General features: G+C 66.7%; 28 protein-coding genes and 1 pseudogene. 6 read left to right on the top strand and 23 right to left on the bottom strand.

Features of this window, described 5'->3' with window-relative positions:
- Positions 1 to 226 precede the first annotated feature (226 nt).
- On the top strand, positions 227 to 928 hold the full coding sequence (gene ctrA / locus Q8O26_RS01115; RefSeq protein WP_305572637.1) for a response regulator transcription factor CtrA: 702 nt from the start codon (positions 227 to 229) through the stop codon (positions 926 to 928).
- Positions 929 to 1,100: 172 nt separating this feature from the next.
- Here the strand turns inward: ctrA and Q8O26_RS01110 are convergent, their stop codons facing one another.
- Together Q8O26_RS01110 and Q8O26_RS01105 are read right to left on the bottom strand one after the other, a co-directional pair.
- Positions 1,101 to 1,583 carry a cupin domain-containing protein gene (locus Q8O26_RS01110; RefSeq protein WP_305572635.1) on the bottom strand — a complete coding sequence of 161 codons (483 nt, stop codon included), beginning with the start codon at positions 1,581 to 1,583 and terminating at the stop codon, positions 1,101 to 1,103.
- Positions 1,584 to 1,664: 81 nt separating this feature from the next.
- Complete coding sequence (locus Q8O26_RS01105) at positions 1,665 to 2,345, bottom strand: hypothetical protein (RefSeq protein ID WP_305572633.1); 681 nt, start codon at positions 2,343 to 2,345, stop codon at positions 1,665 to 1,667.
- 197 nt (positions 2,346 to 2,542) lie between these two features.
- Here Q8O26_RS01105 and cysK point away from each other — a divergent pair, with 197 nt between their 5' ends.
- The gene (gene cysK, locus Q8O26_RS01100; protein WP_305572631.1) at positions 2,543 to 3,529 is read left to right on the top strand and encodes a cysteine synthase A; all 987 of its coding nucleotides are present in this window, start codon (positions 2,543 to 2,545) and stop codon (positions 3,527 to 3,529) included.
- Positions 3,530 to 3,548: 19 nt separating this feature from the next.
- Here cysK and Q8O26_RS01095 read toward each other — a convergent pair whose 3' ends face one another.
- The 3 genes from Q8O26_RS01095 to Q8O26_RS01085 all read right to left on the bottom strand — a co-directional run bounded on the left by Q8O26_RS01095 (position 3,549) and on the right by Q8O26_RS01085 (position 7,993).
- Entirely contained in the window at positions 3,549 to 4,190 is a 642-nt protein-coding gene (locus Q8O26_RS01095) for a hypothetical protein (RefSeq protein ID WP_305572629.1), read from the bottom strand.
- Positions 4,191 to 4,268: 78 nt separating this feature from the next.
- A complete protein-coding gene (locus Q8O26_RS01090; RefSeq protein WP_305572627.1) occupies positions 4,269 to 6,176 on the bottom strand; it encodes a propionyl-CoA synthetase in 1,908 nt (635 codons plus the stop codon).
- Positions 6,177 to 6,370: 194 nt separating this feature from the next.
- The gene (locus tag Q8O26_RS01085) at positions 6,371 to 7,993 is read right to left on the bottom strand and encodes an acyl-CoA synthetase (RefSeq protein ID WP_305572625.1); all 1,623 of its coding nucleotides are present in this window, start codon (positions 7,991 to 7,993) and stop codon (positions 6,371 to 6,373) included.
- Between the two features lie 391 nt (positions 7,994 to 8,384).
- On the opposite strand from Q8O26_RS01085, the gene Q8O26_RS01080 reads away from it, so the two are divergent.
- Positions 8,385 to 9,119, top strand: coding sequence for an outer membrane protein (locus Q8O26_RS01080; protein ID WP_305572623.1), 735 nt, complete (start codon positions 8,385 to 8,387; stop codon positions 9,117 to 9,119).
- 237 nt (positions 9,120 to 9,356) lie between these two features.
- Here Q8O26_RS01080 and Q8O26_RS01075 read toward each other — a convergent pair whose 3' ends face one another.
- The 8 genes from Q8O26_RS01075 to Q8O26_RS01040 all read right to left on the bottom strand — a co-directional run bounded on the left by Q8O26_RS01075 (position 9,357) and on the right by Q8O26_RS01040 (position 17,549).
- The gene (locus Q8O26_RS01075) at positions 9,357 to 10,112 is read right to left on the bottom strand and encodes a sulfite exporter TauE/SafE family protein (protein ID WP_305572621.1); all 756 of its coding nucleotides are present in this window, start codon (positions 10,110 to 10,112) and stop codon (positions 9,357 to 9,359) included.
- Between the two features lie 117 nt (positions 10,113 to 10,229).
- A complete protein-coding gene (locus Q8O26_RS01070; protein ID WP_305572619.1) occupies positions 10,230 to 11,108 on the bottom strand; it encodes a protein-glutamate O-methyltransferase CheR in 879 nt (292 codons plus the stop codon).
- Positions 11,105 to 12,292 carry a chemotaxis response regulator protein-glutamate methylesterase gene (locus Q8O26_RS01065; RefSeq protein ID WP_305572617.1) on the bottom strand — a complete coding sequence of 396 codons (1,188 nt, stop codon included), beginning with the start codon at positions 12,290 to 12,292 and terminating at the stop codon, positions 11,105 to 11,107. Before Q8O26_RS01065 ends, Q8O26_RS01070 begins: the two co-directional genes overlap by 4 nt.
- Positions 12,293 to 12,344: 52 nt before the next feature.
- Positions 12,345 to 12,710, bottom strand: coding sequence for a PleD family two-component system response regulator (locus tag Q8O26_RS01060; protein ID WP_305572615.1), 366 nt, complete (start codon positions 12,708 to 12,710; stop codon positions 12,345 to 12,347).
- 28 nt (positions 12,711 to 12,738) lie between these two features.
- Positions 12,739 to 13,197: a chemotaxis protein CheW gene (locus Q8O26_RS01055; protein WP_305572613.1), complete on the bottom strand. Its 459-nt coding sequence runs from the start codon at positions 13,195 to 13,197 to the stop codon at positions 12,739 to 12,741.
- 24 nt (positions 13,198 to 13,221) lie between these two features.
- Positions 13,222 to 15,915 carry a chemotaxis protein CheW gene (locus Q8O26_RS01050; RefSeq protein WP_305572612.1) on the bottom strand — a complete coding sequence of 898 codons (2,694 nt, stop codon included), beginning with the start codon at positions 15,913 to 15,915 and terminating at the stop codon, positions 13,222 to 13,224.
- A 184-nt stretch (positions 15,916 to 16,099) separates the two neighbouring features.
- The gene (chpT, locus tag Q8O26_RS01045; RefSeq protein WP_305572610.1) at positions 16,100 to 16,756 is read right to left on the bottom strand and encodes a histidine phosphotransferase ChpT; all 657 of its coding nucleotides are present in this window, start codon (positions 16,754 to 16,756) and stop codon (positions 16,100 to 16,102) included.
- A 91-nt stretch (positions 16,757 to 16,847) separates the two neighbouring features.
- The gene (locus Q8O26_RS01040) at positions 16,848 to 17,549 is read right to left on the bottom strand and encodes a DUF1013 domain-containing protein (RefSeq protein ID WP_305572608.1); all 702 of its coding nucleotides are present in this window, start codon (positions 17,547 to 17,549) and stop codon (positions 16,848 to 16,850) included.
- 320 nt (positions 17,550 to 17,869) lie between these two features.
- Between Q8O26_RS01040 and rpsU the strand changes: the two genes are divergently transcribed.
- Complete coding sequence (gene rpsU, locus Q8O26_RS01035) at positions 17,870 to 18,118, top strand: 30S ribosomal protein S21 (protein ID WP_371134411.1); 249 nt, start codon at positions 17,870 to 17,872, stop codon at positions 18,116 to 18,118.
- A gap of 129 nt (positions 18,119 to 18,247) precedes the next feature.
- On the top strand, positions 18,248 to 19,135 hold the full coding sequence (locus Q8O26_RS01030; protein ID WP_305572607.1) for a tetratricopeptide repeat protein: 888 nt from the start codon (positions 18,248 to 18,250) through the stop codon (positions 19,133 to 19,135).
- A gap of 6 nt (positions 19,136 to 19,141) precedes the next feature.
- On the opposite strand, the gene Q8O26_RS01025 is transcribed toward Q8O26_RS01030, so the two are convergent.
- From Q8O26_RS01025 to Q8O26_RS00990, 8 genes and pseudogenes are all read right to left on the bottom strand, one after another.
- Entirely contained in the window at positions 19,142 to 19,621 is a 480-nt protein-coding gene (locus Q8O26_RS01025; RefSeq protein WP_305572605.1) for a GNAT family N-acetyltransferase, read from the bottom strand.
- The gene (locus Q8O26_RS01020; RefSeq protein WP_305572603.1) at positions 19,618 to 19,908 is read right to left on the bottom strand and encodes a DUF3303 domain-containing protein; all 291 of its coding nucleotides are present in this window, start codon (positions 19,906 to 19,908) and stop codon (positions 19,618 to 19,620) included. The genes Q8O26_RS01025 and Q8O26_RS01020 overlap by 4 nt, the downstream gene beginning before the upstream one ends.
- 89 nt (positions 19,909 to 19,997) lie before the next feature.
- Positions 19,998 to 21,401, bottom strand: a complete 1,404-nt coding sequence (locus Q8O26_RS01015) for an NAD(P)(+) transhydrogenase (Re/Si-specific) subunit beta (RefSeq protein WP_305572601.1) — start codon at positions 21,399 to 21,401, stop codon at positions 19,998 to 20,000.
- A 4-nt stretch (positions 21,402 to 21,405) separates the two neighbouring features.
- Positions 21,406 to 21,888: a proton-translocating transhydrogenase family protein gene (locus Q8O26_RS01010; RefSeq protein ID WP_305572600.1), complete on the bottom strand. Its 483-nt coding sequence runs from the start codon at positions 21,886 to 21,888 to the stop codon at positions 21,406 to 21,408.
- A 32-nt stretch (positions 21,889 to 21,920) separates the two neighbouring features.
- Positions 21,921 to 23,144, bottom strand: coding sequence for a Re/Si-specific NAD(P)(+) transhydrogenase subunit alpha (locus Q8O26_RS01005; RefSeq protein WP_305572598.1), 1,224 nt, complete (start codon positions 23,142 to 23,144; stop codon positions 21,921 to 21,923).
- A gap of 117 nt (positions 23,145 to 23,261) precedes the next feature.
- A pseudogene (locus Q8O26_RS01000) lies at positions 23,262 to 23,393 on the bottom strand (aa3-type cytochrome c oxidase subunit IV); the annotation flags it as partial.
- Between the two features lie 94 nt (positions 23,394 to 23,487).
- A complete protein-coding gene (locus tag Q8O26_RS00995; RefSeq protein ID WP_305572596.1) occupies positions 23,488 to 24,102 on the bottom strand; it encodes a DUF1036 domain-containing protein in 615 nt (204 codons plus the stop codon).
- A gap of 158 nt (positions 24,103 to 24,260) precedes the next feature.
- Positions 24,261 to 25,151, bottom strand: coding sequence for a DMT family transporter (locus Q8O26_RS00990; protein ID WP_305572594.1), 891 nt, complete (start codon positions 25,149 to 25,151; stop codon positions 24,261 to 24,263).
- 140 nt (positions 25,152 to 25,291) lie between these two features.
- On the opposite strand from Q8O26_RS00990, the gene Q8O26_RS00985 reads away from it, so the two are divergent.
- Positions 25,292 to 25,537, top strand: a complete 246-nt coding sequence (locus Q8O26_RS00985) for a DUF2312 domain-containing protein (RefSeq protein ID WP_305572592.1) — start codon at positions 25,292 to 25,294, stop codon at positions 25,535 to 25,537.
- A 12-nt stretch (positions 25,538 to 25,549) separates the two neighbouring features.
- Here the strand turns inward: Q8O26_RS00985 and Q8O26_RS00980 are convergent, their stop codons facing one another.
- Entirely contained in the window at positions 25,550 to 26,416 is an 867-nt protein-coding gene (locus tag Q8O26_RS00980; RefSeq protein WP_305572590.1) for a DMT family transporter, read from the bottom strand.
- Positions 26,417 to 26,585: 169 nt separating this feature from the next.
- A partial coding sequence (locus tag Q8O26_RS00975; protein ID WP_305572588.1) for a hypothetical protein occupies positions 26,586 to 26,916 on the bottom strand: 331 nt, incomplete at its 5' end.

Raw genomic sequence — 26,916 nt, 5'->3', positions numbered from 1 at the left:
TCGATTCGGCAGAGGGTTGGAGTGAGTCGCAGAAATATTTTGCGAGGACTCTTGCCCCTGCGAATCACAGTTTGTTAACCATTGGGGCGTAACGTCGAATCAGTGAACGGGGACGGATCCCAATCGCTTTCCGCGCGGCGGCGGAGGCATGGGATCGCTATGCCAAACGGCTGTTTCGTCATCGGTGACGGAATGGCCGGTTTAGGGTCAGCGGAAGGGGATGGGCATGCGCGTTCTGTTGATCGAAGATGACAGCGCCACCGCGAAGAGCATCGAGCTGATGCTCAAGTCCGAGAGCTTTAACGTCTATACGACGGACCTCGGCGAGGAGGGTATCGACCTCGGCAAGCTCTACGACTACGATATCATTCTTCTCGACCTGAACCTGCCCGACATGTCGGGATATGAAGTGCTGAAGTCGCTTCGGGTGGCCAAGGTCAAGACGCCGATCCTGATCCTGTCCGGCCTCGCCGGCATCGAGGACAAGGTACGCGGCCTCGGCTTCGGCGCCGACGACTACCTGACCAAGCCCTTCCACAAGGACGAGATGGTCGCCCGCATCCACGCCATCGTGCGCCGCTCGAAGGGCCACGCCCAGTCGGTCATCACCACCGGCGACCTCCTGGTCAACCTCGACCAGAAGACGGTCGAAGTGTCGGGGCAGCGCGTCCACCTGACCGGCAAGGAGTACCAGATGCTGGAGCTCCTCTCGCTGCGCAAGGGAACGACCCTGACCAAGGAAATGTTCCTCAACCACCTCTATGGCGGCATGGACGAGCCCGAGCTGAAGATCATCGACGTCTTCATCTGCAAGCTGCGCAAGAAGCTCGCCAACGCCTCCGACGGCAAGAACTACATCGAGACCGTCTGGGGCCGCGGCTACGTGTTGCGCGAGCCGACCGAGGTCGAGGAACGCATCCCCGCCTGACCCCGCTCGGCAACAATTTCGCCGCATCTGCGTCACAAGGCCGTCACGGCCGGCTGGCAAAAACGATCCCAATAGTCTGGCCGGGCATGGATGTAATGCTGCCAGACGACGAGGGCCCCGCCGGGAAACCGCGCGGGGCTTTTTGTCGCCTGCAGGGGCACGGCCGGCCCGCTCAATAGGGCGTGCCGTCCTTGTGCGTGAAGACCCAGCGCCCGTCGGGTTCGAGAATGGCGGCGATGTCGTCGCCGGGATAGGTCACGACGTCGCCGGTGCTGCGGTCTCCGATTTCGAGATAGGTCGCATCGGCCTGCGACCGGTTGACCAGGTGATGCGCCTCCCCGCCCCTGGCAAAGCCGGCGCACATGCCGGGCGTCAGCAGCGTTTCGCGATCACCGACTATCAGCACGAGTTCGCCTTCCAGCATGTAGACGAACTCGTCCTGACGGCTGTGGCTGTGGTGCAGCGCCGAAACCGCACCCGCCACGATGCGGGTCAGATTCACACCGAAATTGGTCAGGCCGAAGACATCGCCGAGCGGCCGCTTCTCGCGACCGCCCATGCGCGAGAAGAACGGCTCGGGATAGTTCGAGGGTCTGGTGCGAGGGGCAGCCTTTGTGGCCACCAGCGCATCGGGGAATTCAACGGGCGTCGACATGGCTCAAGACCTCCGGCAGGCGATCCTTCAGCGCTAAGACCGCCGCCGCCGCTCGGCAAGGGCGGCAAAGCGTGGCCGATCTCACCGGGCCGGAATGCTCCACGTCGTGCCGCCCTGGGGCGAAGGCTGGAACTGGACGCGGATCTCGGAGCTTGCGCCGCACTGGGTCACCGACCAGCTCTCCGACCAGCGGCCCGGCGCCGGCGGCGGATCGGCGAGCATCCGCGCATTGGTCACCACTGGCGGCTGGGCGCAGCCGGCGGGGGCCGTGCGCTGGGCGGCACCGGCGATCCCCTGCATCAGGTCCCGCTGCAACAGCGGGTCCGTATTGGAGGTGCCGGGCGCCATTTCCATGACGCGGACATTGTCGCCTTCCAGCAGCATCAGGAAATTGCGCGTGGCGACCGGCTGGCACTGCACGGCGAAACGCTCGATCCAGGCGGCCCGACCGGCGACGCCGCGCCAGGGAAAAACGGTGACGAGGACCGCATTCGGCCGCTCCGGGCAGGTGAAGCCGGGAATGCGCGCAGCGCTCGCCTGGAGCGCCTGCAGCCTCTGACCGGTCAGCTGATTGGAAAACACCCGGGCGGCGATCGCCGGCCCGTAGGTCTGGCTGAGGGCAGCGGGATCGGCACGGATATAGGCCGGCCGCTCCTGCGCATGGGCCGATCCGGCTGCTCCCGCCACGAGGCCGGCCATCAGCCCGAGCCCTGCTGACCGTCCAAGGCTCCGCCGCCGGTGCTGCACTGTTTTCGCGGTCATGCCAGTTCATCCTCTGAAGGGGCTGCAGGGCGTGGTGATGCCAGCCTGCGATCAGGCATCGAAACGGAACAAATTTCCTGAGAACGACCAATAGACGGGATCGTCTTCTTTATTTCGCGCGCTCAGAAGGCCACGGTGGAAAATTTCGTCGCCTCAGCGCATCATGCAGATCCTCTGTTTCACCTTGGGTGCCTGCCATGACCGCGCATGTTTCGCCTGCTTCAGGCGCCGCCGCCAGGAAGCCTGGCCGGGGCCGAATCTACAATTCCATCACCGAGACTGTCGGCGACACGCCGCTGGTCCGGCTCGACAAGCTGGCGAAAGCCCACGGTTCCCGCGCCACGATCCTGGCGAAGCTGGAATTCTTCAACCCGATCGCCTCGGTGAAGGACCGCATCGGCGTCGCGATGATCGACGCCATCGAGGCCTCCGGCAAGCTGACCTCGGAAACCGTCCTGATCGAGCCGACCTCCGGCAATACCGGCATCGCCCTCGCCTTCGTGGCCGCGGCGCGCGGCATCCGCCTCATCCTCGTCATGCCCGAGACCATGTCGATCGAGCGGCGCAAGATGCTCGCGCTCCTCGGCGCCGAACTGGTGCTGACCGAGGGTGCCAAGGGCATGAAGGGCGCTGTCGCCAGGGCCGAGGAACTGGTGGCGGAGAATCCGCATGCCATCATCCCGCAGCAATTCAAGAACCCCGCCAATCCCGAGATCCACCGCCACACGACGGCCGAGGAGATCTGGAACGACACCCATGGCGAGGTCGACATCTTCGTGTCCGGCGTCGGCACCGGCGGCACCATCACCGGCGTCGGACAGATCCTGAAGAGCCGCAAGCCCTGGGTGAGAATCGTCGCCGTCGAGCCGGCGGAATCGCCCATCCTCTCCGGCGGCAATCCCGGCCCGCACAAGATCCAGGGCATCGGCGCCGGCTTCGTGCCCGATGTTCTGGACCGCAGCGTCATCGACGAAGTGGTTCAGGTCTCTAACGACCAGGCCTTCGCGCTGGCCCGCGAACTCGCCCGTATCGAGGGCATCCCCACCGGCATCTCCGCCGGCGCCGCGGTTCATGCCGCGCTCGATATCGGCAAGCGCCCCGAAAATGCCGGCAAGACCATCGTGGTGATCATCCCGAGCTTCGCCGAGCGCTACCTGTCCACCGCCCTCTTCGACGGGCTCTGAACGTCGGCAGTCCGGCCGGCTATTCGGTCGGCAGGCCGAAGGGCAGCGAATCCAGCACGCCGCCGGGCGGCAGGACCTGTTCCAGCCGCCAGCGCCCCTGCGCCCTCTGGACCATGCGGAAGACGACCGGCGCCCGGTAGCCCGGCAGCGGGACGGAGAACTCGACGCGGCCGTCGGCCAGCTGGTTGCGGGTCCCGAGGCGGGGCACGTTGGTCGGCGACACGTCTTCCGGCAAGCCCGCGAGATTCAGCGGCATGATGTCCAGCCGCCGCGCCACCGCCATGGCATGGGCGAAGAGGAAGCTCATGTCCGTCTGATCCATCTGGGCCTGCGCGGGGATCATCTCGGCAGCATGCATCAAGGCACTCGAGGCGGTGACCCGCGCCACCCGGCGCATGTCGAACCGCGCCAGGTGAGTGTAGAAGGCCGACTGGCTGGCCGGCGTCAGGATCCAGAACGCAGTGACGTAGTCACCACGGCGATAGGCTGACAGGAAGGTGCGGAGCGCCGCTTCCGCCGATTGCAGGTCGAGCCGGTCATAGGCCAGGCTGCCCGAGGAGGGCGCTGCCCGCGTCGTCGGCTGGGCTGTAGCAGGGGAGCCGAGCGCCGCCATGGCGGCGACGACGCAGGCAATCCCCATCCTGCGCAAAACCCACCTCATGCACCCCTCCGATTCGGATGCTGCCGAGGTTGCCGCAGCGACCGGCCTTTGTCATCTGCGCCGACACAACCGGAGCGATCAGCGCCGGTCCTTCAACGCCTCCGCGATCTCGGCCAGCACCGCGGGATCATCGATCGTCGCCGGCATAGACCATTCGCCGCCATCCGCGATCTTCTTCATCGTGCCGCGCAGGATCTTGCCCGAGCGCGTCTTCGGCAGGCGCGAGACGGCGATGGCGAGCTTGAAGGCCGCGACGGGGCCGATCTTCTCGCGCACCAGCGCCACGAGTTCCTTCTCGACTTCGTCCGGCCGCTTGTTCACGCCTGCCTTCAGCACGACGAAGCCGCAGGGAACCTCGCCCTTGAGCTGGTCGGCCATGCCGATGACGGCACATTCCGCGACATCCGGGTGAGAGGACAGCACCTCCTCCATGCCGCCGGTCGACAGGCGGTGGCCGGCCACGTTGATGATGTCGTCGGTGCGGCCCATGATGTAGAGATAGCCGTCATCATCGACGAAACCGGCGTCCGAGGTCGAGTAGAAGCCCGGAAATTGCGCCAGGTAGCTCTCGCGGAACCGCTCATCCTGCTGCCACAGCGTCGGGAATGCGCCGGGCGGCAGCGGCAGTTTCACCACGATCGATCCCATCGTGTTGGCCGGCAGGTCGTGGCCGGCCTCGTCGACGATGCGCACGTCGTAGCCCGGCATCGGCACGGTCGGCGAGCCCGGCTTCACCGTCAGGGCGCCAAGCCCGACCGGATTGCCGACGATGCACCAGCCCGTCTCGGTCTGCCACCAATGGTCGATGACGGGCACACCGAGGATCGTCTCGGCCCAGACGACGGTGTCCGGATCGGCGCGCTCGCCGGCGAGGAACAGCGTGCGGAAGGTCGGCAGCGTGTAGCGCTTCAGATGGTCGGCCTTGGGGTCTTCCTTCTTGATCGCCCGGAAAGCGGTCGGCGCCGTGAACAGCGCATTGACCCCATGCTCGGCGATCACCCGCCAGTAGGCGCCGGGATCGGGCGTGCCGACCGGCTTGCCCTCGTAGAGAATGGACGTGACCCCGGCGATCAGCGGCGCATAGACGATATAGGAGTGGCCGACGACCCAGCCGACGTCGGAGGCGGCCCAGAACACGTCGCCCGGGCGCATGCCATAGAGATTGGCCATCGACCAGGCGAGCGCGACCATGTGCCCGCCATTGTCGCGCACGACGCCTTTCGGCTTGCCGGTCGTGCCGGAGGTGTAGAGGACGTAGAGCGGATCGGTGGCGGCCACCGGCACGCAATCGGCCTGCCGCCCGGCGGCGCGGGCATGGGCGACGAGCCCGGCCCAGTCATGGTCGCGACCGGGCACCAGCGAGGCCTCGGCCTGCGGCCGCTGCAGGATGATGCAAGCCTCCGGCTTGGCCATGGACAGGTCGATGGCGCCGTCCAGCAGCGGCTTGTAGGCGATGACCTTCGAGCCCTCGATGCCGCAGGAGGCGGAGACGATGACCTTGGGATGGCAGTCGTCGATGCGGGTGGCGAGTTCCTTCGCCGCGAAGCCGCCGAAGACCACCGAATGGATGGCACCGATGCGGGCGCAGGCGAGCATGGCAACGGCCGCTTCCGGCACCATCGGCATATAGACGATGACGCGGTCGCCCTTGCCGACGCCGAGGTCCTGGAGCACGGCGGCGAAGGTCGCCACCTCCTCCTTCAGCGCGGCATAGCTGATGCGGCGCTGCGTCCCGGTGACGGGGGAATCGTAGATGATGGCGGCCTGATCGGGCCGCGCCGCGGCGTGGCGGTCGACCGCGTTGAAACAGGTATTGCAGACCCCGCCGACAAACCAGCGGCCATAGGCGCCCTGCCCCGGGTCGAAAATGGTCTCGGGCGGCGTGATCCAGTCGATCGCCGCGGCCTGATCGCCCCAGAAGCCGACGGGGTCGGCCTTCCAGGCGGCATAGACCTCGCCATAGCGGGAGGGTGCTCGGGCATCCATGGGGCGTCTCCTCGCCTCGGAGGCGGCCTTGCCCGGACAGAGGGTCCGCGGCCGACCGCCATTCTTCTCGGGGGCTGGCGCATTTGCCACCCGGACCGGACCGGACGCAACAGCGTCCCCCCCGTTCGATGGATACAAGGCGCGCCAGACTTTCGTCGCAGGCTGGGCTGCCACGACCTTCGCCGCGCGCCCCCTCAAGCCTTCTTCGCCATCTCGCGCAGCACGAATTTCTGGATCTTGCCGGTGCTCGTCTTCGGCAACTCGCTGAAGATGACCATCCGCGGGCACTTGAACGCCGCGAGGTTCTGCCGGCACCAGGCCATGATCTCCTCGGCCGTCGCGCTCGCGCCGGGCTTCAACTCAACGAAGGCGCAAGGCGTCTCGCCCCATTTGTCGTCGGGCCTCGCGACCACCGCCGCCGCCTGCACGGCCGGGTGCTTGAACAGCACGTCCTCCACCTCGATGGAGGAGATGTTCTCGCCGCCGGAGATGATGATGTCCTTGGAGCGGTCCTTCAGCTGGATGTAGCCGTCGGGAAAGAGCACGCCGAGATCGCCGGAATGGAACCACCCGCCGGCAAAGGCCTCGTCCAAGGCCTTCCGGTTCTTCAGGTAGCCCTTCATCACCACATTGCCGCGCATCATCACCTCGCCGAGCGTGGCGCCGTCGGCCGGAACGGGCTGCATCGTCTCCGGGTTCATCACCGTCATGCCTTCCAGCACGGTGTAGGGCACGCCCTGCCGCGCCTTCTTCGCCGCATAGTCGGCGCTCGACAGGGCGTCCCAGTCACGGTTCCAGTCGTTGATGACCGAGGGGCCGTAGGTCTCGGTCAGGCCGTAGAGATGGGTGACGTCGAAGCCGGCCGCCTGCATCGCCGCCAGCACCGCCTCGGGTGGCGGCGCGGCCGCCGTGAAGAAGGAGATGGTGCGGCCTGTCTCGCGCTTGTCCTCCGGCGGGGCGTTGAGGAGAAGGCTCATGACGATGGGCGCCCCGCACAGATGCGTCACGCCGTGATCGGCGATGGCGTCATACATCGCCTTGGCCCGCACCCAGCGCAGGCAGACATGGGTTCCCGCCACCGCCGAGATCGACCAGGGGAAGCACCAGCCGTTGCAGTGGAACATCGGCAGCGTCCACAGGTAGACCGGATGCTTGGCCATGCCGCAGGTGACGATATTGCCGATGCCGAGCAGATAGGCGCCGCGGTGGTGATAGACGACGCCCTTGGGATTGCCGGTCGTACCCGACGTGTAGTTGAGCGCGATGGCGTCCCACTCGTCACCTGGCCGCTCCCAGGCGTAGTCCGGGTCACCGCCGGCGATGAAATCCTCGAATTCCTGCGTCCCGATCCGCTCGCCCGGCCCGTCATATTCCGGATCGTCGTAGTCGATGACCAGAGGCTTCACCGTCGCCAGGGCCAGCGCCTCCCGGGCGAGCTTGGAGAATTCCCGATCGACGATGAAGACCTTGGCCTCGCCGTGGTCGAGCGAGAAGGCGATGATGGGCGCGTCCAGCCTCGTGTTCAGCGTGTTGAGCACCGCGCCGCACATCGGCACGCCGTAATGGCATTCCAGCATGGCCGGCGTGTTGGCGCAGATGACGGCGACCGTGTCGTCCTTGCCGACGCCGGCCCGGGCCAGCGCCGAGGCGAGCCGCCGCGAGCGGGCATAGAAGTCCCGGTAGGTACGGCGGATTCGTCCGTGGATGATCGCGGGATGATCGGGAAAGACCCGCGCCGCGCGTTCCAGGAACGTGATCGGCGTCAGCGGCTGATAATTCGCCGGGTTCTTGTCGAGATCGCGATCATAGGCGCTCATGGCGGCGTCCTTCAGGCTTCAGGCCTTGTCCGGAGGCAACGGTAGGCGCCGGGTCGCCGGGGTTCAACGCCCATCCGATTCCCGCAGGGATGTCCGACGGCCAACGCTGCTTCTCGCCGGAACCTCGATACACCGCACCATATTACCTCCGCACCCCGGCCCTCTGTGACGCTGGAGACACAGTGTTCGAACGCAAATGCTCTGCAGCAGGGGAAGCGGTCCGGTTCACGGCCTTGGGAGTTGATTAGTAACCAATCCCCTGTATCCCGGTCCCATCGTTTGAAGCGATGCCACGGCGAAGGAGGGGGTTGCCGCAGCATCGTGAGAAACGGCATCGAAAGGCTTGGCAGTGGTTCGCCCACGGCTGAAATTAGACACAAGGATCTATCCAATGAAGAAATTCCTCCTTGCGAGCGCCGCTATCGCCGCCCTCGCCACCGGTGCCCAGGCCGCTGATCTCGGCTCCCCGCGCGCGCCGATCGCTGGCGCGGTCATGGCGCCGGCCTTCAACTGGAGCGGGTTCTATCTCGGCGGCCAGGTCGGCGGCGTCTGGTTCAACGACAGGACCCGTGAGTTCATCACCGCCACGGGCGTCGCCACCGGTTTCAACCAGGGCTTCAACACCGGTGGCATCACCGGCGGCATCCATGCCGGCGTCAACTATCAGATCAACAACTTCGTCCTCGGCGTCGAAGGCGATATCGAGGCCTCGGGCGTCAGCGGCGGCTATACGCTGCCCGGCGGCATTGGAACGCGGTTCCGGTCGAATTTCCAGGGTTCGCTGCGTCTGCGTGGCGGTATCGCGGTCGATCGCGCCCTGTTCTACGTCACCGGTGGTCTTGCGGTAGCGCAGATGCGCTATGGCTATTTCACTCCGGCCATCATTGAGAACTTCACCCGCACCCAGGCCGGCTGGACCGTCGGCGCCGGTGTCGAATATGCCTTCACGCCGAACTGGACTGCCCGGCTCGAGTATCGCTACTCCGACTATGGACGCGTCTCCAACGCCAGCCTCGTCGCCTTCCCCGGCTTCACTTACCGCCACAATCCGCGCTCGCACGCGGTGCGTGTCGGCGTGACCTACCTGTTCTCGACCGGCCCGTCTGCGGTCGTCGCCCGTTACTGAAGCTGATCGATCCGTCTCGGATAGTCTGCGAAAGGGTCGCCTTCGGGCGGCCCTTTTTCGTTGCGCCCTGCACATGCGACCAACACCGCTCGAACAGGCAGCACGCAGCCGGGAAAGAAGGTGGACAATGCCGATTCCCTGGCTGAAGCGGCCGAGCACTCTCGGCTGATCATCATCGGCCGTCACAGATCGTTGGGGACAGCAGCGCCTGCGAGCGACCCTTGAGCTACGGCGCCGTCAGAGCACCGCCCTCAACCCATCGGCGAGCAGCACGCAGCCGACGACGAAGGTGAGGATGTAGATGATCCGGTAGAAGAGGACCGTCGGCACCCGCCGGACCAGCCATATTCCGCCCATGTTCGCCAGCACCGCCAGCGGAAACAGCGTCGCTGCCGTCGCAAGATTGGCCAGGGTCAGCTGCCCCAGAGCCACGAAGGGCGTCACCTTGACGATGTTGACCGCTGCAAAGAACACGGCGGCCGATCCGACGAAGACGTCGCGTGAAAGGCCGCGGGGCATGGCGTACATATTGAACGGTGGCCCGCCGACATGGATGACGAAGCTCGTATAGCCACAGAGGGAGCCGAGGATCGAGCCCGAGAGCCAGTTCTGCGGGCGCTGCTCGCCGCCGGCCGGCGGAGGCCGCAGCCAGCGGTCGAGGCAGAAGGTGACCGCGATGAGCCCGACGATGATCCGTACCGCCGGTTCCGACACCTGGGAAGCGAACAGATAGCCGGCGAGAATCCCGGCCAGTGCCCCGGGCGCGAGATGGACGAGCGTCGCCTTGTCCCAGGTGCGCCGGTAGCTCCACACGCTGACCACGTCCTGCACCATCAGCACCGGGAGCATGATGGCGGCGGCCTGGATGGGCGAGATCGCCAGCGACAGCAGCGGCATCGACAGGATGGCGACGCCGCTGAAGCCCCCCTTCGACAAGCCGTAGAGGATGACGGCCGGTATGGCGACGACATAGAAAAACGGATCGGTGATCATCGCGCCTGGCTGCCTGGGAGTGCCCCGTGGGAGGCGACCGAGCCCCTAGCATCTGGAGAGCGCAAGAAGAAGGGCGCCCACAGGGGGCCCTGAACTCCTGCTATGCGACGGACCGGATCAGAGCGGCCGGCCGCCCGCCATGGCGAAGACCTTTGCGGCCGGCGCTGCCGTGGTCGCCGTTGTCTTGACCGCGGGTACATAGAGGCCGCGGCGATCGGCGATCGGCTTGAACGAGTCAGTGAGCCCGACCACCGTCTCGGCGGCGCCGAGCAGCAGGTAGCCATCGGGCGCGGTCAGCCTGGCGGTCCGGTTCAGCACATCGATCTTGGTCGGCTGGTCGAAATAGATCAGCACGTTGCGGCAGTAGACGATGTCGAACTGCCCGAGGGCCGAGAAGTCGTTCAGGAGGTTGAGCGTCCGGTAGTGCACCATCGACCGGATCTCCGGGGAGATGGTCCACTGGTCTCCGTTCTGGACGAAGTACTTCAGCAGCATCTGGATCGGCAGGCCGCGCTGGACCTCGAACTGGCTGTAGATGCCTGCCTTGGCGCGCTCAAGAACGTCGCCCGAAAGGTCGGTGCCGATGATCTCGAAACGCCAGCCGGCGAGCTGATGGCCCATCTCCTTCAGGATCATCGCCAGCGAATAGGGCTCCTGCCCGGTCGATGCCGCCGCGCACCAGATGCGGATATGCCGCTTCGTCGCGCGCGCCTTCAGCATGGCCGGCAGCATGACCTCCTTGAAATGATCGAAGGGGGTCTTGTCGCGGAAGAAGAAGCTCTCATTGGTCGTCATGGCCTCGGTGACCTTGGCGGCGAGCGCCTCCGCACCGGGAGCCTTGAGCTTCTGGACGAGGTCGGTGATGCCGTTCATCCCGTCCTTACGCACGATCGGCATCAGCCGGCTCTCGATGAGATACTGCTTGTCGTTCGACAGCACGAGGCCGGAGCGGGTTTTCAGGAAGCCGCGCAGGAAGTCGTAATCGAGTGGCGTCACGACCGGTCTCCCGAGAAAACACGCATGATCTTCGAGGCGATCTGGTCGATGGGCAGCACGGCCGAGGCGTGGCCGCCCTGGGCGACTGCACCTGGCATGCCCCAAACGACGCTCGTCGCTTCATCCTGGGCGATGACGCTGCCACCAGCCGCGACGATGTCGCCGCAGCCGTGGGCACCGTCATGACCCATCCCGGTGAGCACGCAGCCGAAGGACTGCGAACCCCAGACCTGGGCGACCGAGGCGAAGAGAGGGTCGACGGCGGGCTTGCAGAAGTTGACGGGCGGGCCGTCCTCGAGCTGGATGACCGTGGTTCCACCGGTCTTCTTGACCACCATGTGCTTGCCGCCCGGAGCGACATAGATGCGGCCGGCCACGACCGGCTCGCCGTCGCGTCCCTCGGCCGCGGGACGCCCGGAGGCCTTCGCCGCATGTTCGGCCAGAATGGTGGTGAAGGTCGGTGGCATGTGCTGGGTGATCAGAACCGGCACACGGTCGATGAACGAACCCAGCGCCTTGAGCACCGTGGTCAGCGCCTGCGGCCCTCCCGTTGAGGAGCCGATGGCGAGAACCTTCGGCATGATCGTGCCGAACGGACGAAGCTTGAAGCTCGGCTCGTGGAAGCCGACCGAATGGGGTGCCAGCGACGGCGCCGCAACCCGGCCCGGTGCGGCCGGCATGCTGCCGGCTGCCGATGCGGCGCGGAACACCCGTCCGGCGATCTTCCGGCGACGGCCGAGGGCGCGGACCTTGTCGAGAATTTCACGCTTGAAGGCGGGCGAGGTGGTGACACCCGCATTGGTCTCCGGCTTCGGCACATAATCGGCTGCGCCGAGCGACAGGCATTTCAGCGAGATCTCGGCGTTGCGGCGGGTGAGCGTCGAGGCCATCAGCACCATGACGTCACGCTTGGCGGCAATGATCAGCGGCAGCGCCGTCATGCCGTCCATGTCCGGCATCTCGATGTCGAGGATGACGACGTCGGGGTTTTTCTTGGCGATATCGGCGACCGCTTCGCGTCCCGAGCGGTGGGAGGCAACCAGCGTCATGTCGGATTCTTCGGCGATCCAGCGGCCGACCAAGCCGCGGACGACGACCGCATCGTCGACCACCATCACCTTGATGGGATCGCTGGCAGTGGGCACAGCCCCGCCGGGGGTGGCCTTGAAGGACACGAGACTCATACGCCGGTACTCGGAACTATACGCAGAACAGGACGGCTTGCGCCGCGACGGATCAGATCAGGCCAACTTCAGTGAACTTGGCCTCAACAATGTCCTTGTCGAACGGTTTCATGATGTATTCGTTCGCGCCGGCATGCATGGCGCGGGCGATATGGGCGACATCGTTCTCGGTGGTGCAGAAAACCACCTTGGGTGCCTGTCCGCCGGGCAGCTTGCGCAGTTCCCGCAGAAATTCGTAGCCGTCCATCACCGGCATGTTCCAGTCCAGCAGGATCGCTTCCGGCATGGTGCCGTAGCAGAACTCCAGCGCCTTCTGGCCGTCTTCGGCCTCCTCGATGGCGAAGCCGAGGCCTTCCAGGATTCGCCGGGCGACCTTGCGGATCACCGAGCTGTCGTCGACCACCAGACAGGTTTTCATCGGCTTGGGTCCTACGCTTTGAATATGATCATGCTGCCAATTGCTCGCCGCCCATGGCGAGTACGGAATCGACGTCGAGGATGACCATCAACTGGCCATCCAGGCGATGCACGCCGGCCGACACGCGGGCCCAGCGCACATCGAGATTGATCGGGTTCTTTTCGCGGCTGTCGGGAGAGAGCTTCAGAACCTCGCCCACCGAGTCGATGAGCAGGCCGTAGCTTTCGCCGCGTGATTCGATGCCGACCGCCATGGCGGGCTTGGCATCCTTCTCGCGCGGGATTCCGAGGCGGATCCGCATGTCGATCGCCGTGACGATGCGGCCGCGCAGGTTGAGCACGCCGGCAATGTCCGGATGGGAGAGCGGCACGCGCGTCAGCCGATCGGGCATGAACACGTCCTGCACGCGGGAGATGGGCAGGCCGAACAACTGGCCGCCGATCAGCACGGTCACGTACTCCGTGACGTCGTCGCTGGTGGTCTGCATGGACACATCCTCACGCAAGGTGTTTTACGCCGCCTGGGCGATTTCGTTGGAGGTTTCCTTCAGCGCCGCAATGAGGCCCTGCCGGTCGAATTTCGCGACATAGTCGTGGAAGCCGGCGACCCGCGCCCGCTCGATGGCGGCCGGATTGGTCAGCGAAGACAGCGCGATCACCGGGGTGGTGGCGAAACGCTTGTCCGACCGCATGGCCTCGGCGAACTCGAACCCGTTCATCTCCGGCATCTCGATATCCGAGACGACGACGTCGAACCTGTCGCCACCCTTCAGGATGTCGAGCCCTTCCGAGCCGCCCGCCGCGGTGACGACGTCGTAGCCGGCCGCCTTCAGCACGGGGGTCAGCATGTTGCGGAAGAACGGCGAGTCGTCGACGAAGAGCAATTTGCGGGTCAGCGCCTCGATGCGCATTTCCTTGCGCTTGAACCAGTCCTCGAAGGCGAGCGGCAGATAGTGCCCGATGTCGAGAATCTCGGTGGCCTGGCCCTTGATGACGGCCGAGCCGAGCAGGCCGGGAACGTCGGCGGAGACCTCGATGTTCAGTGCATCCTCGACGATGTCGACGATCTCGTCGACGACGAGGCCCATGGAGCGGCCCGAGTCGGAGAAGACGAGGAGGGGCTGACTGCCTTCGCTGCGCAGTTCCATGAAGCCCGATACCGAGACCAGCGGCATCAGCGCCCCGCGGTACTGAACGAGATGGCGGCCATGGGCCTGCTCGATCTTGTCGACGGCCACCTCTTCGAGGCGGGTGACGAGGGAGAGCGGCACGGCCTTCTGCTCGCGAGATCCGGCGCGGAAGACCAGCATGGAGATGAGCTGGCGCTCGTTGCCGCGGCGGGAATCGGCTTCCTTCTCGCTGGCTTCGGTTGAGACGTCGGTGCCGATGGCCGAGGCGATGCCGTTCGGGTCGATGATCATGATGACCGAGCCGTCGCCGAGGATGGTCGTGCCCGAGAACATCGTGATGTGGCGGAGCTTGGAGGACATCGGCTTCACGACGATTTCCTCGGTGTGGAAGACCTGATCGACCACGATACCGAAGGTCTGGCTGCCGACCTGGGTGACCACGATGAAGCCCGCGGTCTCGTCCAGCGGCTCGCCACCGGCGATGCCGAGGAGCTGGCGCAGGTGGACCAGCGGCAGGAGCTTGTTGCGCAGGCGCAGGACGGGCGTGTCCTTGATCCGCTCGATCCGGTGCTCCGAATTCTGCTGGGCGCGGACGAGCTCGATCACCGACAGCTGGGGAACGGCGAAGCGGTCGCCGGCGCTCTCGACGATCAGCGCCGAAACGATGGCGAGCGTCAGCGGGATCTTGATGGTGACGGTCGTGCCCTCGCCCGGCACCGACTTCAGGTCGATGGTGCCGCCGATCTGGTCGATGTTGGTCCGCACCACGTCCATGCCGACGCCGCGGCCGGAAACCGAGGTGACGGCCGCCGCGGTCGAGAAGCCCGGCGCGAAGATATACTTGTGGATCTGCGCTTCCGTCATCTTCTCGAGCTCTGCCTCGGTGGCGAGGTTCTGCTCGAGGATCTTCTTCTTGATGCGGTCGGTGTTGAGGCCGCGTCCGTCGTCGGAGATCGCGATGACGATATGGCCGCCCTCATGATAGGCGGAGAGCTTGATCGTGCCCTTCTCCGGCTTGCCGGCGAGGCGGCGCTGCTCGGTGCCCTCAAGGCCGTGATCGGCGGAGTTGCGCACCATATGGGTGAGCGGATCCTTGATCAGGTCGAGCACCTGGCGGTCCAGTTCGGTTTCGGCACCGTGCATATCCAGATCGATCTGCTTGCCGAGTTCGTTGCCGAGGTCGCGGACGATGCGGGGCAGCTTCTGCCAGGCATTGCCGATCGGCTGCATGCGGGTCTTCATCACGCCGTCCTGCAGCTCGGCGGTGACGTTGGAAAGGCGCTGCAACGGCACCTTGAATTCGGAATCCTCGTGGCGGCGGACGATCTCCAGCAGCTGGTTGCGCGTCAGCACGAGCTCGGAGACCATGGTCATCAGTTGCTCGAGCGTGTCGACATTGACGCGGAGCGTCTGCTGGCCCTTCACGCCCTCGATCTCGTCATCGCCGCCGGCAGCGACTGCCTTGGCGGGACGCGCCGCAGGCTTCTTCGCCTCGACCTTGGGGGCCTCGGGCACAACCGAGGGGGCGGCGACTTCAGGCAGGGGAGCCACGGCCACCTCGGCCTCGGTCTCGCGGAAGGCACGCTCCAGCTCGTCCAGCGACACTTCGCCGGGGCGCAGGGTCCGCTCCACCGCCGGTTCGGGGGCAGCGACAGGAGGAGGAGCCTTCTGCGCGACGGGGGCTGCGGCCGGCGCCGTATCGGCTGCCATCGACATTTCCTCGAGTTGCGAGATCAGATCGCCGTCTTCGCCTTCCGGCTCGGCGCCGGCGCCCTCGAGGTCGCCGAGGATTTCCTTCAGCCGATCGATGGTCTGGAGGATCATCGTGACGCCCTGCTCCGTGACCGGAGAGCCGTCACGGTACTTGCCCATCAGGGTCTCGGCGGCATGGGCCAGCGCTTCGAGACGCGGAAGGCCGAGGAAACCGCAGGTTCCCTTGATGGTGTGGACCAGCCGGAAGATGTTGCCGAGGATCGCGGCGTTGTTGGGGTCTTGCTCGAACCGCACGAGCTCGACGTCGACAACGTCGAGGCTCTCGTTGGTTTCCGTCAGGAATTCGCGCAGCAAGTCATCCATGTTTGCCCAGCCCGGACTATAGAAACTACGGCCTAGCCGGCGATGCGGCTTGCCTCATGTTTCCAAGTGTCGGGGAAAAGGGTTAAACTTTGCTGAAGCGATTTTACCTCGTGGAATGAGGGGAGGCGAAAGAACTGATTGTCGCGCAAGGGGTTAACAATTTCACAGAAAGATATGCCCATTTTCAGGACGCGGTGATTTCGACCCAGTCCTCGATCTTCGCGACGCTTACGGACATACCGGCGGCACGGGCCAAAAGGCCTGCGTAATAGGGCTGGATCGCATGGGCGTCGATGGTGCCCTGCTCGTTGGCGGGGATGCCGGCGAGCAGTTCGTTGGCATGGGGCGGAATGCGCGCATTCAGCCCCGTCACGAGGATGGCGAACCCGGCCGTGTCGCCCTCGCCTGTCATCTCGACCTTGATCACGCCGCCGCGCGGGATGGCCCCGGCCGCCAGCATCAGGAGATTGAGCAGGAGCTTCACACGGTTCTTCGGCAGGAAGGCCGGCGGAATGTGCCAGTCCACCGTCGTACGGTCGTCGTTGAGGAAATTCGTCGACACCTGATGCGCGTCGCGCGTGTCGATCGCCGAGCCGGCCGAGCCCGCCGCGCCGAAGGCGATGCGGCAGAACTGCAGGCGGGCCGAGGCCGTCTTGGCGCTCTTGCGGATGAGATCGAGGGCGAGTTCCGTCGTCGCCTGATCGGCGCCGTCTTCCATCAGCTCAAGACCGTTGACGATTGCGCCGACCGGCGAAATCACGTCGTGGCAGACCCGGCTCGCCACGAGAGCGGCCAGATCGAGCCCCTCGAGCGAGATCGGGCTGCGTGCTGCATCGGACATGGTCAGTCTCCGGAATGCGAATCGGGCACGCCCCGGACGCAGCCGGGGCGCACCCGGTTACAACGTCGGGCGCGTCGGGAAAAGAGACGCTTCAGCGCTGGTCGTCGTCGTCGCGGAGCGACTTCAGGTTGGCGAAGACCTTTTCCGCGTCGTAGCGCTCTTCGCGCTTCGGCCCCTCGTTGCGCTCGAAAGGATCGTACTTGGCCGGAGCCGAGGTCGTCTGGTCGGCCGGCAACAGGGTCTGCTCCGGCGTCGTGTCGACGGGGCCACGCTCCTTGGCGGCGCGATTGACCTCGAGGTCGAGGTCGATCTGCGAGCAAAGGCCGAGCGTCACCGGATCCATCGGCGACAGCGTCTGCGAGTTCCAATGCGTCCGGTCACGGATCGCGGCGATGGTCGGCTTGGTCGTGCCGACGAGGCGCATGATGGCCGCGTCCTTCACTTCCGGGTGGTTGCGCACAAGCCAGAGGATGGCGTTCGGGCGGTCCTGGCGACGCGACACCGGCGTGTAGCGCGGGCCCTTCTTCGACTTGACCTCGGGCAGCTTGACCTTCGGCGGGGCGAGCTTGAGGCGGTGGACCGGATCCTTCTCCGCCTTGGCGATCTCCTCGCGGGTCAGCTGGCCGCTAATGACGGGATCGGCGCCCTTGATTCCCTGGGCCGCCTCGCCGTCGGCGATGGCCTTCACCTCGAGCGGGTGCAGGGTGCAGAAGGCGGCGATCTGCTCGAAGGACAACCCGGTGTTGTCGACGAGCCAGACGGCGGTCGCCTTGGGCATGAGAAGCTGGGTCATGGCGTGCCTCGTTAAGGATGATCGGGCGGAAGCGGCGGCCGGGGCGGGAGCGTGAGGGCTCCCGGGCCCAGGCCCTGCGGGTCCAGGCCGAGGCGACCGCCTCGTATCGATCAATGGATCGGGAAATCGCATCCGATATAGCTGCGCCGCTTCCGCGACGCAAACGAGGACTTCAAAATTCGGCAGAAACCCCGAAAGGCCGTGGACAGGGCGCTCGGATTCTGTTACGGGGCTAGCCTCTTTGGGCATGGTGCATCCGCACGGTATTCCGTGAGAGCTCTGCTCGATCTCGATTCCAGATGGCTTGAAGGATCATCGGCGTGCAGGTTCTTGTTCGCGACAACAATGTCGATCAGGCGCTCAAGGCGCTCAAGAAGAAGATGCAGCGTGAGGGCATCTTCCGCGAAATGAAGCTGCGCGGCCACTTCGAGAAGCCCTCGGAGAAGAAGGCGCGCGAAAAGGCGGAGGCCGTGCGTCGCGCACGCAAGCTCGCCCGCAAGAAGGCTCAGCGCGAGGGCCTGATCCCCGCCAAGCCGGTGAAGGTTCGCGCCGCCCCTGGCGCCCGCTGACCACCAGAAGGCGATCCCCGCCGCAATTTTGCCAGGCCCGCGACGAAAGATCATCGCGGGCCGGTTCGATTCCAGGGCCGCCTCTTGCGGACCGCCTCGCCACTCAGGCCGATGATAGGACGATGGGACATGACATGTTCGGCCCACGCGACGGTCCGCCTGACGGCGCGGCTGCTGCTTCTGGCTGCGGGCCTGGCTCTCGCCGGTTGCAGCTCAACGGGCGGCGTCACGTCGGCGGGGTCGGCGACCGGCGGTGACGATGTCGAATCCAGCTATATCGGCTCGACCGCCAACCTGACCTCGCTGACCGAGGTGGTGCAGCGCAACCCCAGCGATCCCCAGGCCTTCAACATGCGCGGCACGGTGCTGGCCCGCACGGGCCGCCGCGCCGAGGCACTGGCCGATTTCTCCCGCGCCATCCAGATCGATCCGAATTACGTCCAGGCCCTGTCGAACAGGGCGCTGGTGCATCGGCAGAGCGGCCGCGCCGACCTTGCCATAGCCGACTACAACCAGGCCATCGCCGCCGACGCCAACTACGCCGCCGCCTATATCGGGCGCGGCAACGTCTACCGGACGCAGAACCGCCACAACGAGGCGCTGGCCGACTACAACCGCGCCATCCAGATCAACGGCTCCAACGCGCAGGCCTATCACAACCGCGCCCTCGTCTGGGCCGCCCAGGGCAACCACCGCCAGGCGGTCGAGGATTTCACCACCGCCCTCGGCCTCGCGCCGAACAATGCCGAGCCCTATTACGGCCGCGGCCTCAGCTATCTCGCCATCAACGAGAACAAGCTCGCCCTCGACGACTTCAACGAGGCAGTGCAGTTCGACCAGCGCAATCCCGATCTGTGGGTGGCGCGTGGCCAGGCGCTGGAGCGCACCGGCGACAACGAGCGGGCGCTTGGCTCCTACACCAAGGCCATCAGCGTCGAGGAGAACCATCCCGGCGCCCGCGAGGGCTTCGCCCGCCTCGGCGGCCGTGCCGGCCAGAGCTACCGCCTGTTCAACTGAGGCGGGTCACTCCAGGTCTTTCGCCAGTTCCATCACCGCGGGGCGGAAGCCGAAGCGCTCATAGGCCTTGCGGGCGATGTGGTTGCCGACGATGGCGCCGATCATCAGGCGCTTCACCCCATGGTCGCGGGCAAGACGCTCCGCCTCGGTCAGCAGCGCAGTGCCGATCCCCTGCCCCCGGTAGCGCTCGTCGATGACGAGTTCCGTCACCCAGCCGGTCTGCGCGATATCGGCCCGCAGGAACGGCGGCGGCTGGTCCAGCACGAAACACATCATCCCGACCGGCTCGGGGCCGTCGAGCGCGACCATCACTGCGCCTCCGTCACGCGCCACGCGCTTGAGATCGGCGTCGAGGCAGGCCTCGGCCGCCTTCACGTCGCGGGCGCGGTCGGCGGAAATGGCGTCCTCATAGAGGTTGAGCTGGTGGACGAGACCGACGACCGCGGCGTGGTCCCCGGGTTCGTAGGGACGGATGACGATGCTCATGGCGCCGGACCGTCGAGATGGGGCGCGACGACCGCCCGGGTCTGGTCGCTCGTCACCACCGGCACGATCTCGAACGTCACGCCGGAGCCGCGCGACGACAGCACCCATTCCTGCAGCAGACGGAGGTCGTCGCATTCCATCAGCTGGAAGCAGCGGTCGAAATTCGGCTCGATCCAGCTGCCGACATAGGTGAGCCCCTCGGGCAGCGAGCGGCCCTTGTCCCGCACGCGCCGATAGACGGGCACCGGATCGCACCCCGCGAAGCGCTCGATGACCATGAACAGCATGGTGCCTCCCCAAAAAAGAAGCGGGGCCCGAAAGCCCCGCCCGATCCTAGACCACGCTGCGGCCGCCCCTCAACCGAGGAGGATGGAACTCAATGCCCCAGCGCCTTGACGATGTTCTCCACCATCTTCTTGGCGTCGGCGAGCAGCATCATCGTGTTGTCGCGGTAGAACACGTCGTTGTCGATACCGGCATAACCGACGCCGCCCATGCCGCGCTTGACGAACAGGATGTTGCCGGCCTTCTCCACGTCGAGGATGGGCATGCCGTAGATCGGCGAGGTCTTGTCGGTCTTCGCCGCCGGGTTGGTCACGTCGTTGGCGCCGATGACGAAGGCGACGTCGGCCTGGGCGAATTCCGAGTTGATGTCCTCGAGCTCGAAGACCTCGTCATAGGGCACATTGGCCTCGGCCAGCAGCACGTTCATGTGCCCGGGCATGCGGCCCGCCACCGGGTGGATGGCATACTTCACCTCGACACCCTCCTTCTTCAGGAGGTCGGCCATCTCGCGCAGGGCGTGCTGCGCCTGCGCCACCGCCATGCCGTAGCCGGGCACGATGATGACCTTCTGGGCGTTCTTCATGATGTAGGCGGCGTCCTCCGCCGAGCCCGCCTTGAAGGGCCGCGCCTCGGCCGATCCGCCCGCCGCCGCATCGTCGCCGCCGAAGCCGCCGAGGATCACGGAAATGAAGGACCGGTTCATCGCCTTGCACATGATGTAGGACAGGATCGCGCCCGACGAGCCCACGAGGGCGCCGGTGATGATCAGCGCCGTATTGCCCAGCGTGAAGCCGATGCCCGCCGCAGCCCAGCCCGAATAGGAGTTGAGCATCGACACGACGACCGGCATGTCGGCGCCGCCGATCGGGATGATCAGCGTCACGCCGATGACGAAGGCGAGGATCACGATCAGCCAGAAGGCGAGCGTGCTCTCCGTCCGCATGAAGACGATCATCAGCACGATAATGGCTGCGGCCAGGGCGATGTTGATGAGATGGCGCTGCGGCAGCATGATCGGCTTGCCGCTCATCCGCCCGTCGAGCTTCAGGAAGGCGATGACCGAGCCCGTGAAGGTGATGGCGCCGATGGCGGCGCCGAGACCCATCTCGAACAGCGACAGACCCTTGATCGTGCCGCGGGCGCCGATGTCGAAGGCCGTCGGCGCATAGAGCGCCGCAGCTGCGACGAAGACCGCGGCGAGGCCGACGCCCGAATGGAAGGCGGCAACCAACTGCGGCATCGAGGTCATCGGCACGCGGCGGGCGATGACAGCGCCGATACCGCCGCCGATGCCGAGGCCGGCGAGAACCAGGATCCAGGCCCCGATCCCGGCCGGGCGCGCGTAGGCGAGCGTCGTCAGGATGGCGATGGTCATGCCGACCATGCCGAACAGGTTGCCTTGCCGCGACGAGGCCGGGCTCGACAGCCCGCGAAGGCTGAGGATGAACAGGACGCCGGATACGAGATAGAGGAGGGCTGCGAGATTTGCCGACATGGGTTCAGCCCTTGCTCGTCACCGGCTTGTCCTTCGCCTTGTACATCGCAAGCATGCGCTGTGTGACGAGGAAGCCGCCGAAGATGTTGATCGCCGCGAGCACGAGCCCGATGAAGCCGAAGATCCGGGCCATGACCGTGCCGGAATCCATCACCTGGACGCTGACCGCCAGAAGCGCGCCGACGACGATGACGGAGGAGATGGCGTTGGTGACCGACATCAGCGGCGTGTGCAGGGCCGGCGTCACCGACCAGACCACATAATAGCCGACGAAGACGGCGAGCGCGAAGATGGTGAGGCGGAAGACGGTCGGGTCGATCGCCCCGCCGGTCGCGCTGTGGACGGCGGCACCCGCCACCGTGGCGATCTGGTCGGCCATGGCGGTGGCCTGCTCGGCCGCGAGGCGCGCCTGTTCGGCGGCGATGCGCGCGGCTTCGGCAGCGGCGCGGGCCCGTTCGAGAGCCTGGTCTGGCGTCAGCGTCGTCATTCTTTTCCCCTCGGATCAGGCCTTGGTGGACATCACGCCTTGGTGGATTTCTTGGGCGCGGCCTTCGGCTTGGCCGGCGCCGTGTCCACGGCCGCCGCTTCGGTGGCGGGGGCTGCCGGCGGCGACGGCGCCACCGACTGGAAGTTCGGGTGAACGACGGCGCCGTCGCGCGTCAGCAGCGTCGCCTTCACCAACTCGTCCTCCCACGGGACGACCAGCGATTTCGACGCCTTGTCGATCATGACCTCGAGGAAGGCAAAGAGGTTCCTCGCATAGAGCGCCGAAGAGGTCGCCGCGAGGCGTCCCGGGACATTGGCATGGCCGACGATCTTCGCGCCGTTGGCGGTGACCACCGTCTCGCCGATCCTGGCGCCCTCGACATTGCCGCCGCGCTCGACCGCGAGGTCCACCAATACCGAGCCGGCCTTCATCGAGGCGGCCATGGCGGCAGTGACGAGCCGCGGCGCGGCCCGGCCGGGGATCAGCGCCGTCGTGATGACGATGTCCTGCTTGGCGATATGCTCGGCGACCAGGGCCGCCTGCTTGGCCTGGTACTCGGCCGACATCGGCTTGGCATAGCCTGCCGCCGTCTCGGCCTGCTTGAACTCGTCGTCCATGACGGCGACGAACTTGGCGCCGAGGCTCTCCACCTGTTCCTTGGCGGCGGGTCGCACGTCGGTGGCGGTCACCACAGCGCCGAGGCGGCGGGCGGTGGCGATGGCCTGGAGCCCGGCGACGCCGGCGCCCATGACGAAGATCTTCGCGGCGGGCACGGTGCCGGCGGCGGTCATCATCATCGGCAGCGCCCGGCCGAACTCGCCGGCGCCGTCGATCACGGCGCGGTAGCCGGCGAGATTGGCCTGGCTGGACAGCACGTCCATGACCTGGGCGCGGGTGATGCGCGGCATCAGTTCCATGGCGAAGGCGGCGATGCCGGCCTGTGCCATGACTGCCAGGGCGGCCTCGTTGCCATAGGGGTCCATGGTGGCGAGCACCACGGCACCGGCCTTGTAGGACTTGAGTTCGGCAGCGCTCGGGCGGCGCACCTTGAGGACGACGTCGGCGCCCTTGACGGCATCGGCGGACACGCTCGCACCGACCGCCTCGTAATCGGCGTCGATGATGCCGGAGGCGAGGCCCGCGCCCGGTTCCACGACCAGGTCAGCCCCCAGCGCCATCAGGCGCTTCACCGTGTCGGGCGTGCCGGCGACGCGCGGCTCGCCGGCCTCCGTCTCCCTGGGGATCGCGATCCGCATAGAATGCTCCTCCGGTCCGCCCTTGTGCCGGGCCGCTCCGAGGGGCGTCATGTCAGTCGTCGCGGCACCCGTTGCCCCTCGATAACGGGTCTGCGTCACCCGTCAGAGCAGGAAGATTGCCATCAGGATCATGAGAACGATCAGGGAAATCGTGCCCCATTTCGTCAGCCCGACGAAGAAGGCGTAGGTGCGCTCGTGTTCGGCGTAGTCCATCGGGGCGACGCCGTCGACTCGCGGTTCGGAGGCCATGGTTCAACTCCTGAAAGCCAGCCCAATCTGTCCGTTTGGGGTAGCGCATGGATCGAGGTCTTGCAACGCAGACGTGGCGGCTAATTTCGCCGCATCACCGCGGTGCCGTGAAGGCCGGGACGCCGCCCTGGATCCCCGCTCCGCCACCGCCCGACCCGGCGGGAGCATTCGGCAGCGGCGTGCTCCGCGTCCCTGATGCAGGCGTCGGATCGGGCCGACGCACCGGGCTCGCCGGCGGCACCGGCGCCGCCATGGGCGGTGCCGCCTGGGCCGGACGCTGGCCCTCGTCGGTCAATTGCACCGTCCATTGCCGCTGGTCCTGGGTGTCGACCTCGAAGAATCCGAGGCGGTCATAGCCGCGGGCGAGGCACTGCTCGATGCCGCGGATGGTGAATTCCTTGTCGCGCGAGCACATGAAGGCGCGGCCGGACCACTCCCCGCCCTGATCGTAGTCGACCGCGTAGAGGTAGTAGTAGCGGGCGACCAGCGGTCCCCGGAGGATGGTCTCGCAGGAGCGTGCCGGCACGTTCCACCAGCCCTCGGTCGTCCAGCCCTCGCCGTCCTTGTAGCCGATGGCGACGCCAACCCGATTCTGCGTCGTGTTGCACAGGCGCAGGTCGGCGGCGGCTGGGCTGGTGCCGGACAGCCACGTCGCGACCGACAGGAGGCCGGCGAGGATCGCGAATGCGCGGGGGGAGAGACGAGTCATCAGCGCCTTGTCATCCAGCTCTTTGGCTTTTCCTTGATAGCACCGGCCCTGTCAACGAAACGGCAAGGGCCGCGGCCCGCCATCCACCGCGACGGGGGCGTCGGTTCCCGAGCACGATGCCGGCATCCTCACCGGCGTAGCGGCACGCGGGCTGCCCTTCAGCGCGGCCGTGCCACCCAGATGCCGAGCATGATTGCCGCTCCGCCCGCGACCTGGACGAGGCTGATGGCCTCCCCCAGCACGATCCAGGCGAAGATCGCTGCGATGACCGCCTCCAGGAAGATCACCAGGGAGGAGAACACGGTCGGCAGCGTGCCGAGCGCCACCGACAGGAGCCCCTGCCCCGCCGCATGGGTCAGCATGCCGAGCGCCAGCACCGCCAGCCAGCCCTGGGCGGTCTGCGGCAGGATGCGCGGCTCCAGCATCAGCGCCACGGCGAAGAGCACGAGTGCTGTCACCGTGGTCGACTGCAGCGTCAGCCGCGCCGCGCCATGGGTGACGCGCCCGGCCCGGATGGCGTGGAAATAGAGGCCGAAGAAGACGCCGGTCGCCGCCCCATAGGCGTCGCCGATCAGGCGCGAGCGATCGATCTGCAGGCTGTCGCCGACAAGGGCGCCGCCGCCGGCGATGCACAGTGCCAGGCCGGCGAGGGTCGAGACGGAAATGCGGTCCTTGAACCAGAGCCAGGCGACGAGAATGACCCAGACCGGCGCGGTGGTGGCGAGGAAGGTGGAATTGGCGATCGTCGTGTTAAGGATCGACAGGTGCCAGAAGAACAGGTCACCGGCGAAGAACAGGCCAGCCAGGAGGACCGGCAGCGTGAAGCCGGGGCGCCCGGTCCGGCCCCGGTCCTCGATCCGCATCCACAGATAGAGGACGGGGAGCGCCAGCAGCGCCCGCCAGAAGGCCGAGGCGAAGGGACCGACATCGGCCAGCCGCACGAAGACCGGCGAGATTCCGAGCGCCAGCGCGCCAGCCAGCAGCGCGATGAAGGCGCCTGCCTTCGAGGCGCGCGGCGCGGGCGTGTCGGGGATGGGAGAGGGTGTCAAAGCGCGGGTTTCACGGCCTGGGTTCGCTCAGCGTTGCATAGGGGCCGGCGGGCCTGTGGACAAGCACCGCGCCGCTTGACCCCGCGTTGCGAATTCGCGAACCAGTGCGGCTCCCTTCGCCCTCGCCCCTGGAGCCGCACATGGACGATACCCAAAGCGTCGCAGCCGATCAGCTCAAGTCCATCATCGAGCGCATCGAGCGCCTTGAGGAAGAGAAGAAGGCGCTGTCGGACGACATCAAGGATGTCTATGGCGAGGCCAAGGCCAACGGTTTCGACACCAAGGTGCTGCGCAAGATCATCTCGCTGCGCAAGCAGGACCGCGACGAGCGCATGGAGGAAGAGGCGATCCTCGAGCTCTACAAGCAGGCCCTCGGCATGGGGTGAGGGGCTCCGCCCTCAGGCCCGTTTCGTTCCGAACGTCGCAAGGCCCGCCGCGGCGATGACCGCGGCGAAGCCGGCATAGTCGAGCAGGCCCGGCCGGTCGCCCACCAGCACCATGGCGCTGGCGACGCCGACCACGGGAATGGCGAAGGTGGTCATCGCGGCCGCCCCCACCGTCAGCCGGTCGAGCAACGTGAACCACAGCAGGTAGGCCAGCGACGTCGCGCCGATGACGTGATAGGCGATGGCGAGCGCCGTCCCCGTCGAGAGGTGCGTCGGCAGGACCTCGCCGCTCGCCGCAAAGCCGATGGCGGCGACCCCCGCCGCCAGCAGCAGCTGATAGCCGATCACCACCATGCGCTCGCCGCCGAGCGGCTGGCGCTTCAGATAGACCGAGCCGGCAGCCCAGCTCACCGCCGCGATCACCGGAAACAGCACGCCGAGCGGATTGATCGCGCCGGTGAAGATCGGCGAGGCCAGCACGCCGATGCCGGCGAGCCCGATCACCAGCGCCGCGATGCGTGCCCGGTCCAGCCTCTCCCCCAACACGAGATAGGCGAGCACGATGGCCCAGAGCGGCGTCGTGAAGGTGAGGATCGCCGCCCGCGACGTCGTCGTATTGAGCTGGGCGAAGACCACCGCGAGATTGAACACCGTGATGCTGAGGAAGCCGCCCACCACCAGCGGCACGACGTCACGCCGCGCGACCTGCAGCGAACGGCCGCTCATCAGCGCCACCGCGAGCAGGATGAGCCCGCCCGCCCCCATGCCGCCCATGCGCAGCGCGAAGGGCGGCACTTCCGACAGGCCGATCTTCACGGCGGGCCAGTTCAGACCCCAGAGGATGGCGAGAGCCGGCGGAATGAAGCGGATGGGGTCCATGGCGTCCCGTATCGTCCGCGGCGTTCAGCCGTTCCGGCACTGTGATCGGAGCCGGCCGCAGCGGCCGGCCTGCGGGACGATGCAACGGATGGGCGCGGAGCCGCCATGGCCCCGCGCGCAGGTCAGTCGCGCGCCTCCCGGCGGGAAGTCCGGGGGCGGCGGGATGGGCTCAGCGTGAGAGGAAGGCGCCGCGCTGTGGCGTGACGGCGGCGAATTCGATGGTCCGCAGCGTCGAGACCGCCTGGCCGGTGAAGCGCTGCGTCGGCACGGTTGCCGGCGCCGAGGCCGAGAAAGTCATGGCGACGACCTGCACCGGCTGCTGGATCAGGCGCTGGGCGCGCGGATCGGGAGCATGCATGGCGGACACCGCGGCGGCACGCTCTGTCGACTGGCGGGCGAAGACGACGGTCCCGCCGGCGCCTTCGGCATTGGGGGCGACCATCGGCGGCGGCGGCGCCTGGCGGGTGTTGCGGGCCGGCGGGCGCACCGGTGTCGCTGGC

Origin of the sequence: Phreatobacter sp. (genome assembly GCF_030691135.1) — a bacterium.
Taxonomy (GTDB): domain Bacteria; phylum Pseudomonadota; class Alphaproteobacteria; order Rhizobiales; family Phreatobacteraceae; genus Phreatobacter.
This window is presented reverse-complemented; position numbering and strand designations above follow the sequence as displayed.

Bases quoted from the DNA above. Each gene is read 5' to 3' on its own strand.
- ctrA (WP_305572637.1), top strand. From the start codon at position 227: ATGCGCGTTCTGTTGATCGAAGATGACAGCGCCACCGCGAAGAGCATC.
- Q8O26_RS01110 (WP_305572635.1), bottom strand. From the start codon at position 1,583: ATGTCGACGCCCGTTGAATTCCCCGATGCGCTGGTGGCCACAAAGGCT.
- Q8O26_RS01105 (WP_305572633.1), bottom strand. From the start codon at position 2,345: ATGACCGCGAAAACAGTGCAGCACCGGCGGCGGAGCCTTGGACGGTCA.
- cysK (WP_305572631.1), top strand. From the start codon at position 2,543: ATGACCGCGCATGTTTCGCCTGCTTCAGGCGCCGCCGCCAGGAAGCCT.
- Q8O26_RS01095 (WP_305572629.1), bottom strand. From the start codon at position 4,190: ATGAGGTGGGTTTTGCGCAGGATGGGGATTGCCTGCGTCGTCGCCGCC.
- Q8O26_RS01090 (WP_305572627.1), bottom strand. From the start codon at position 6,176: ATGGATGCCCGAGCACCCTCCCGCTATGGCGAGGTCTATGCCGCCTGG.
- Q8O26_RS01085 (WP_305572625.1), bottom strand. From the start codon at position 7,993: ATGAGCGCCTATGATCGCGATCTCGACAAGAACCCGGCGAATTATCAG.
- Q8O26_RS01080 (WP_305572623.1), top strand. From the start codon at position 8,385: ATGAAGAAATTCCTCCTTGCGAGCGCCGCTATCGCCGCCCTCGCCACC.
- Q8O26_RS01075 (WP_305572621.1), bottom strand. From the start codon at position 10,112: ATGATCACCGATCCGTTTTTCTATGTCGTCGCCATACCGGCCGTCATC.
- Q8O26_RS01065 (WP_305572617.1), bottom strand. From the start codon at position 12,292: ATGAGTCTCGTGTCCTTCAAGGCCACCCCCGGCGGGGCTGTGCCCACT.
- Q8O26_RS01060 (WP_305572615.1), bottom strand. From the start codon at position 12,710: ATGAAAACCTGTCTGGTGGTCGACGACAGCTCGGTGATCCGCAAGGTC.
- Q8O26_RS01055 (WP_305572613.1), bottom strand. From the start codon at position 13,197: ATGCAGACCACCAGCGACGACGTCACGGAGTACGTGACCGTGCTGATC.
- Q8O26_RS01050 (WP_305572612.1), bottom strand. From the start codon at position 15,915: ATGGATGACTTGCTGCGCGAATTCCTGACGGAAACCAACGAGAGCCTC.
- chpT (WP_305572610.1), bottom strand. From the start codon at position 16,756: ATGTCCGATGCAGCACGCAGCCCGATCTCGCTCGAGGGGCTCGATCTG.
- Q8O26_RS01040 (WP_305572608.1), bottom strand. From the start codon at position 17,549: ATGACCCAGCTTCTCATGCCCAAGGCGACCGCCGTCTGGCTCGTCGAC.
- Q8O26_RS01030 (WP_305572607.1), top strand. From the start codon at position 18,248: ATGACATGTTCGGCCCACGCGACGGTCCGCCTGACGGCGCGGCTGCTG.
- Q8O26_RS01025 (WP_305572605.1), bottom strand. From the start codon at position 19,621: ATGAGCATCGTCATCCGTCCCTACGAACCCGGGGACCACGCCGCGGTC.
- Q8O26_RS01020 (WP_305572603.1), bottom strand. From the start codon at position 19,908: ATGCTGTTCATGGTCATCGAGCGCTTCGCGGGGTGCGATCCGGTGCCC.
- Q8O26_RS01015 (WP_305572601.1), bottom strand. From the start codon at position 21,401: ATGTCGGCAAATCTCGCAGCCCTCCTCTATCTCGTATCCGGCGTCCTG.
- Q8O26_RS01010 (WP_305572600.1), bottom strand. From the start codon at position 21,888: ATGACGACGCTGACGCCAGACCAGGCTCTCGAACGGGCCCGCGCCGCT.
- Q8O26_RS01005 (WP_305572598.1), bottom strand. From the start codon at position 23,144: ATGCGGATCGCGATCCCCAGGGAGACGGAGGCCGGCGAGCCGCGCGTC.
- Q8O26_RS00995 (WP_305572596.1), bottom strand. From the start codon at position 24,102: ATGACTCGTCTCTCCCCCCGCGCATTCGCGATCCTCGCCGGCCTCCTG.
- Q8O26_RS00985 (WP_305572592.1), top strand. From the start codon at position 25,292: ATGGACGATACCCAAAGCGTCGCAGCCGATCAGCTCAAGTCCATCATC.
- Q8O26_RS00980 (WP_305572590.1), bottom strand. From the start codon at position 26,416: ATGGACCCCATCCGCTTCATTCCGCCGGCTCTCGCCATCCTCTGGGGT.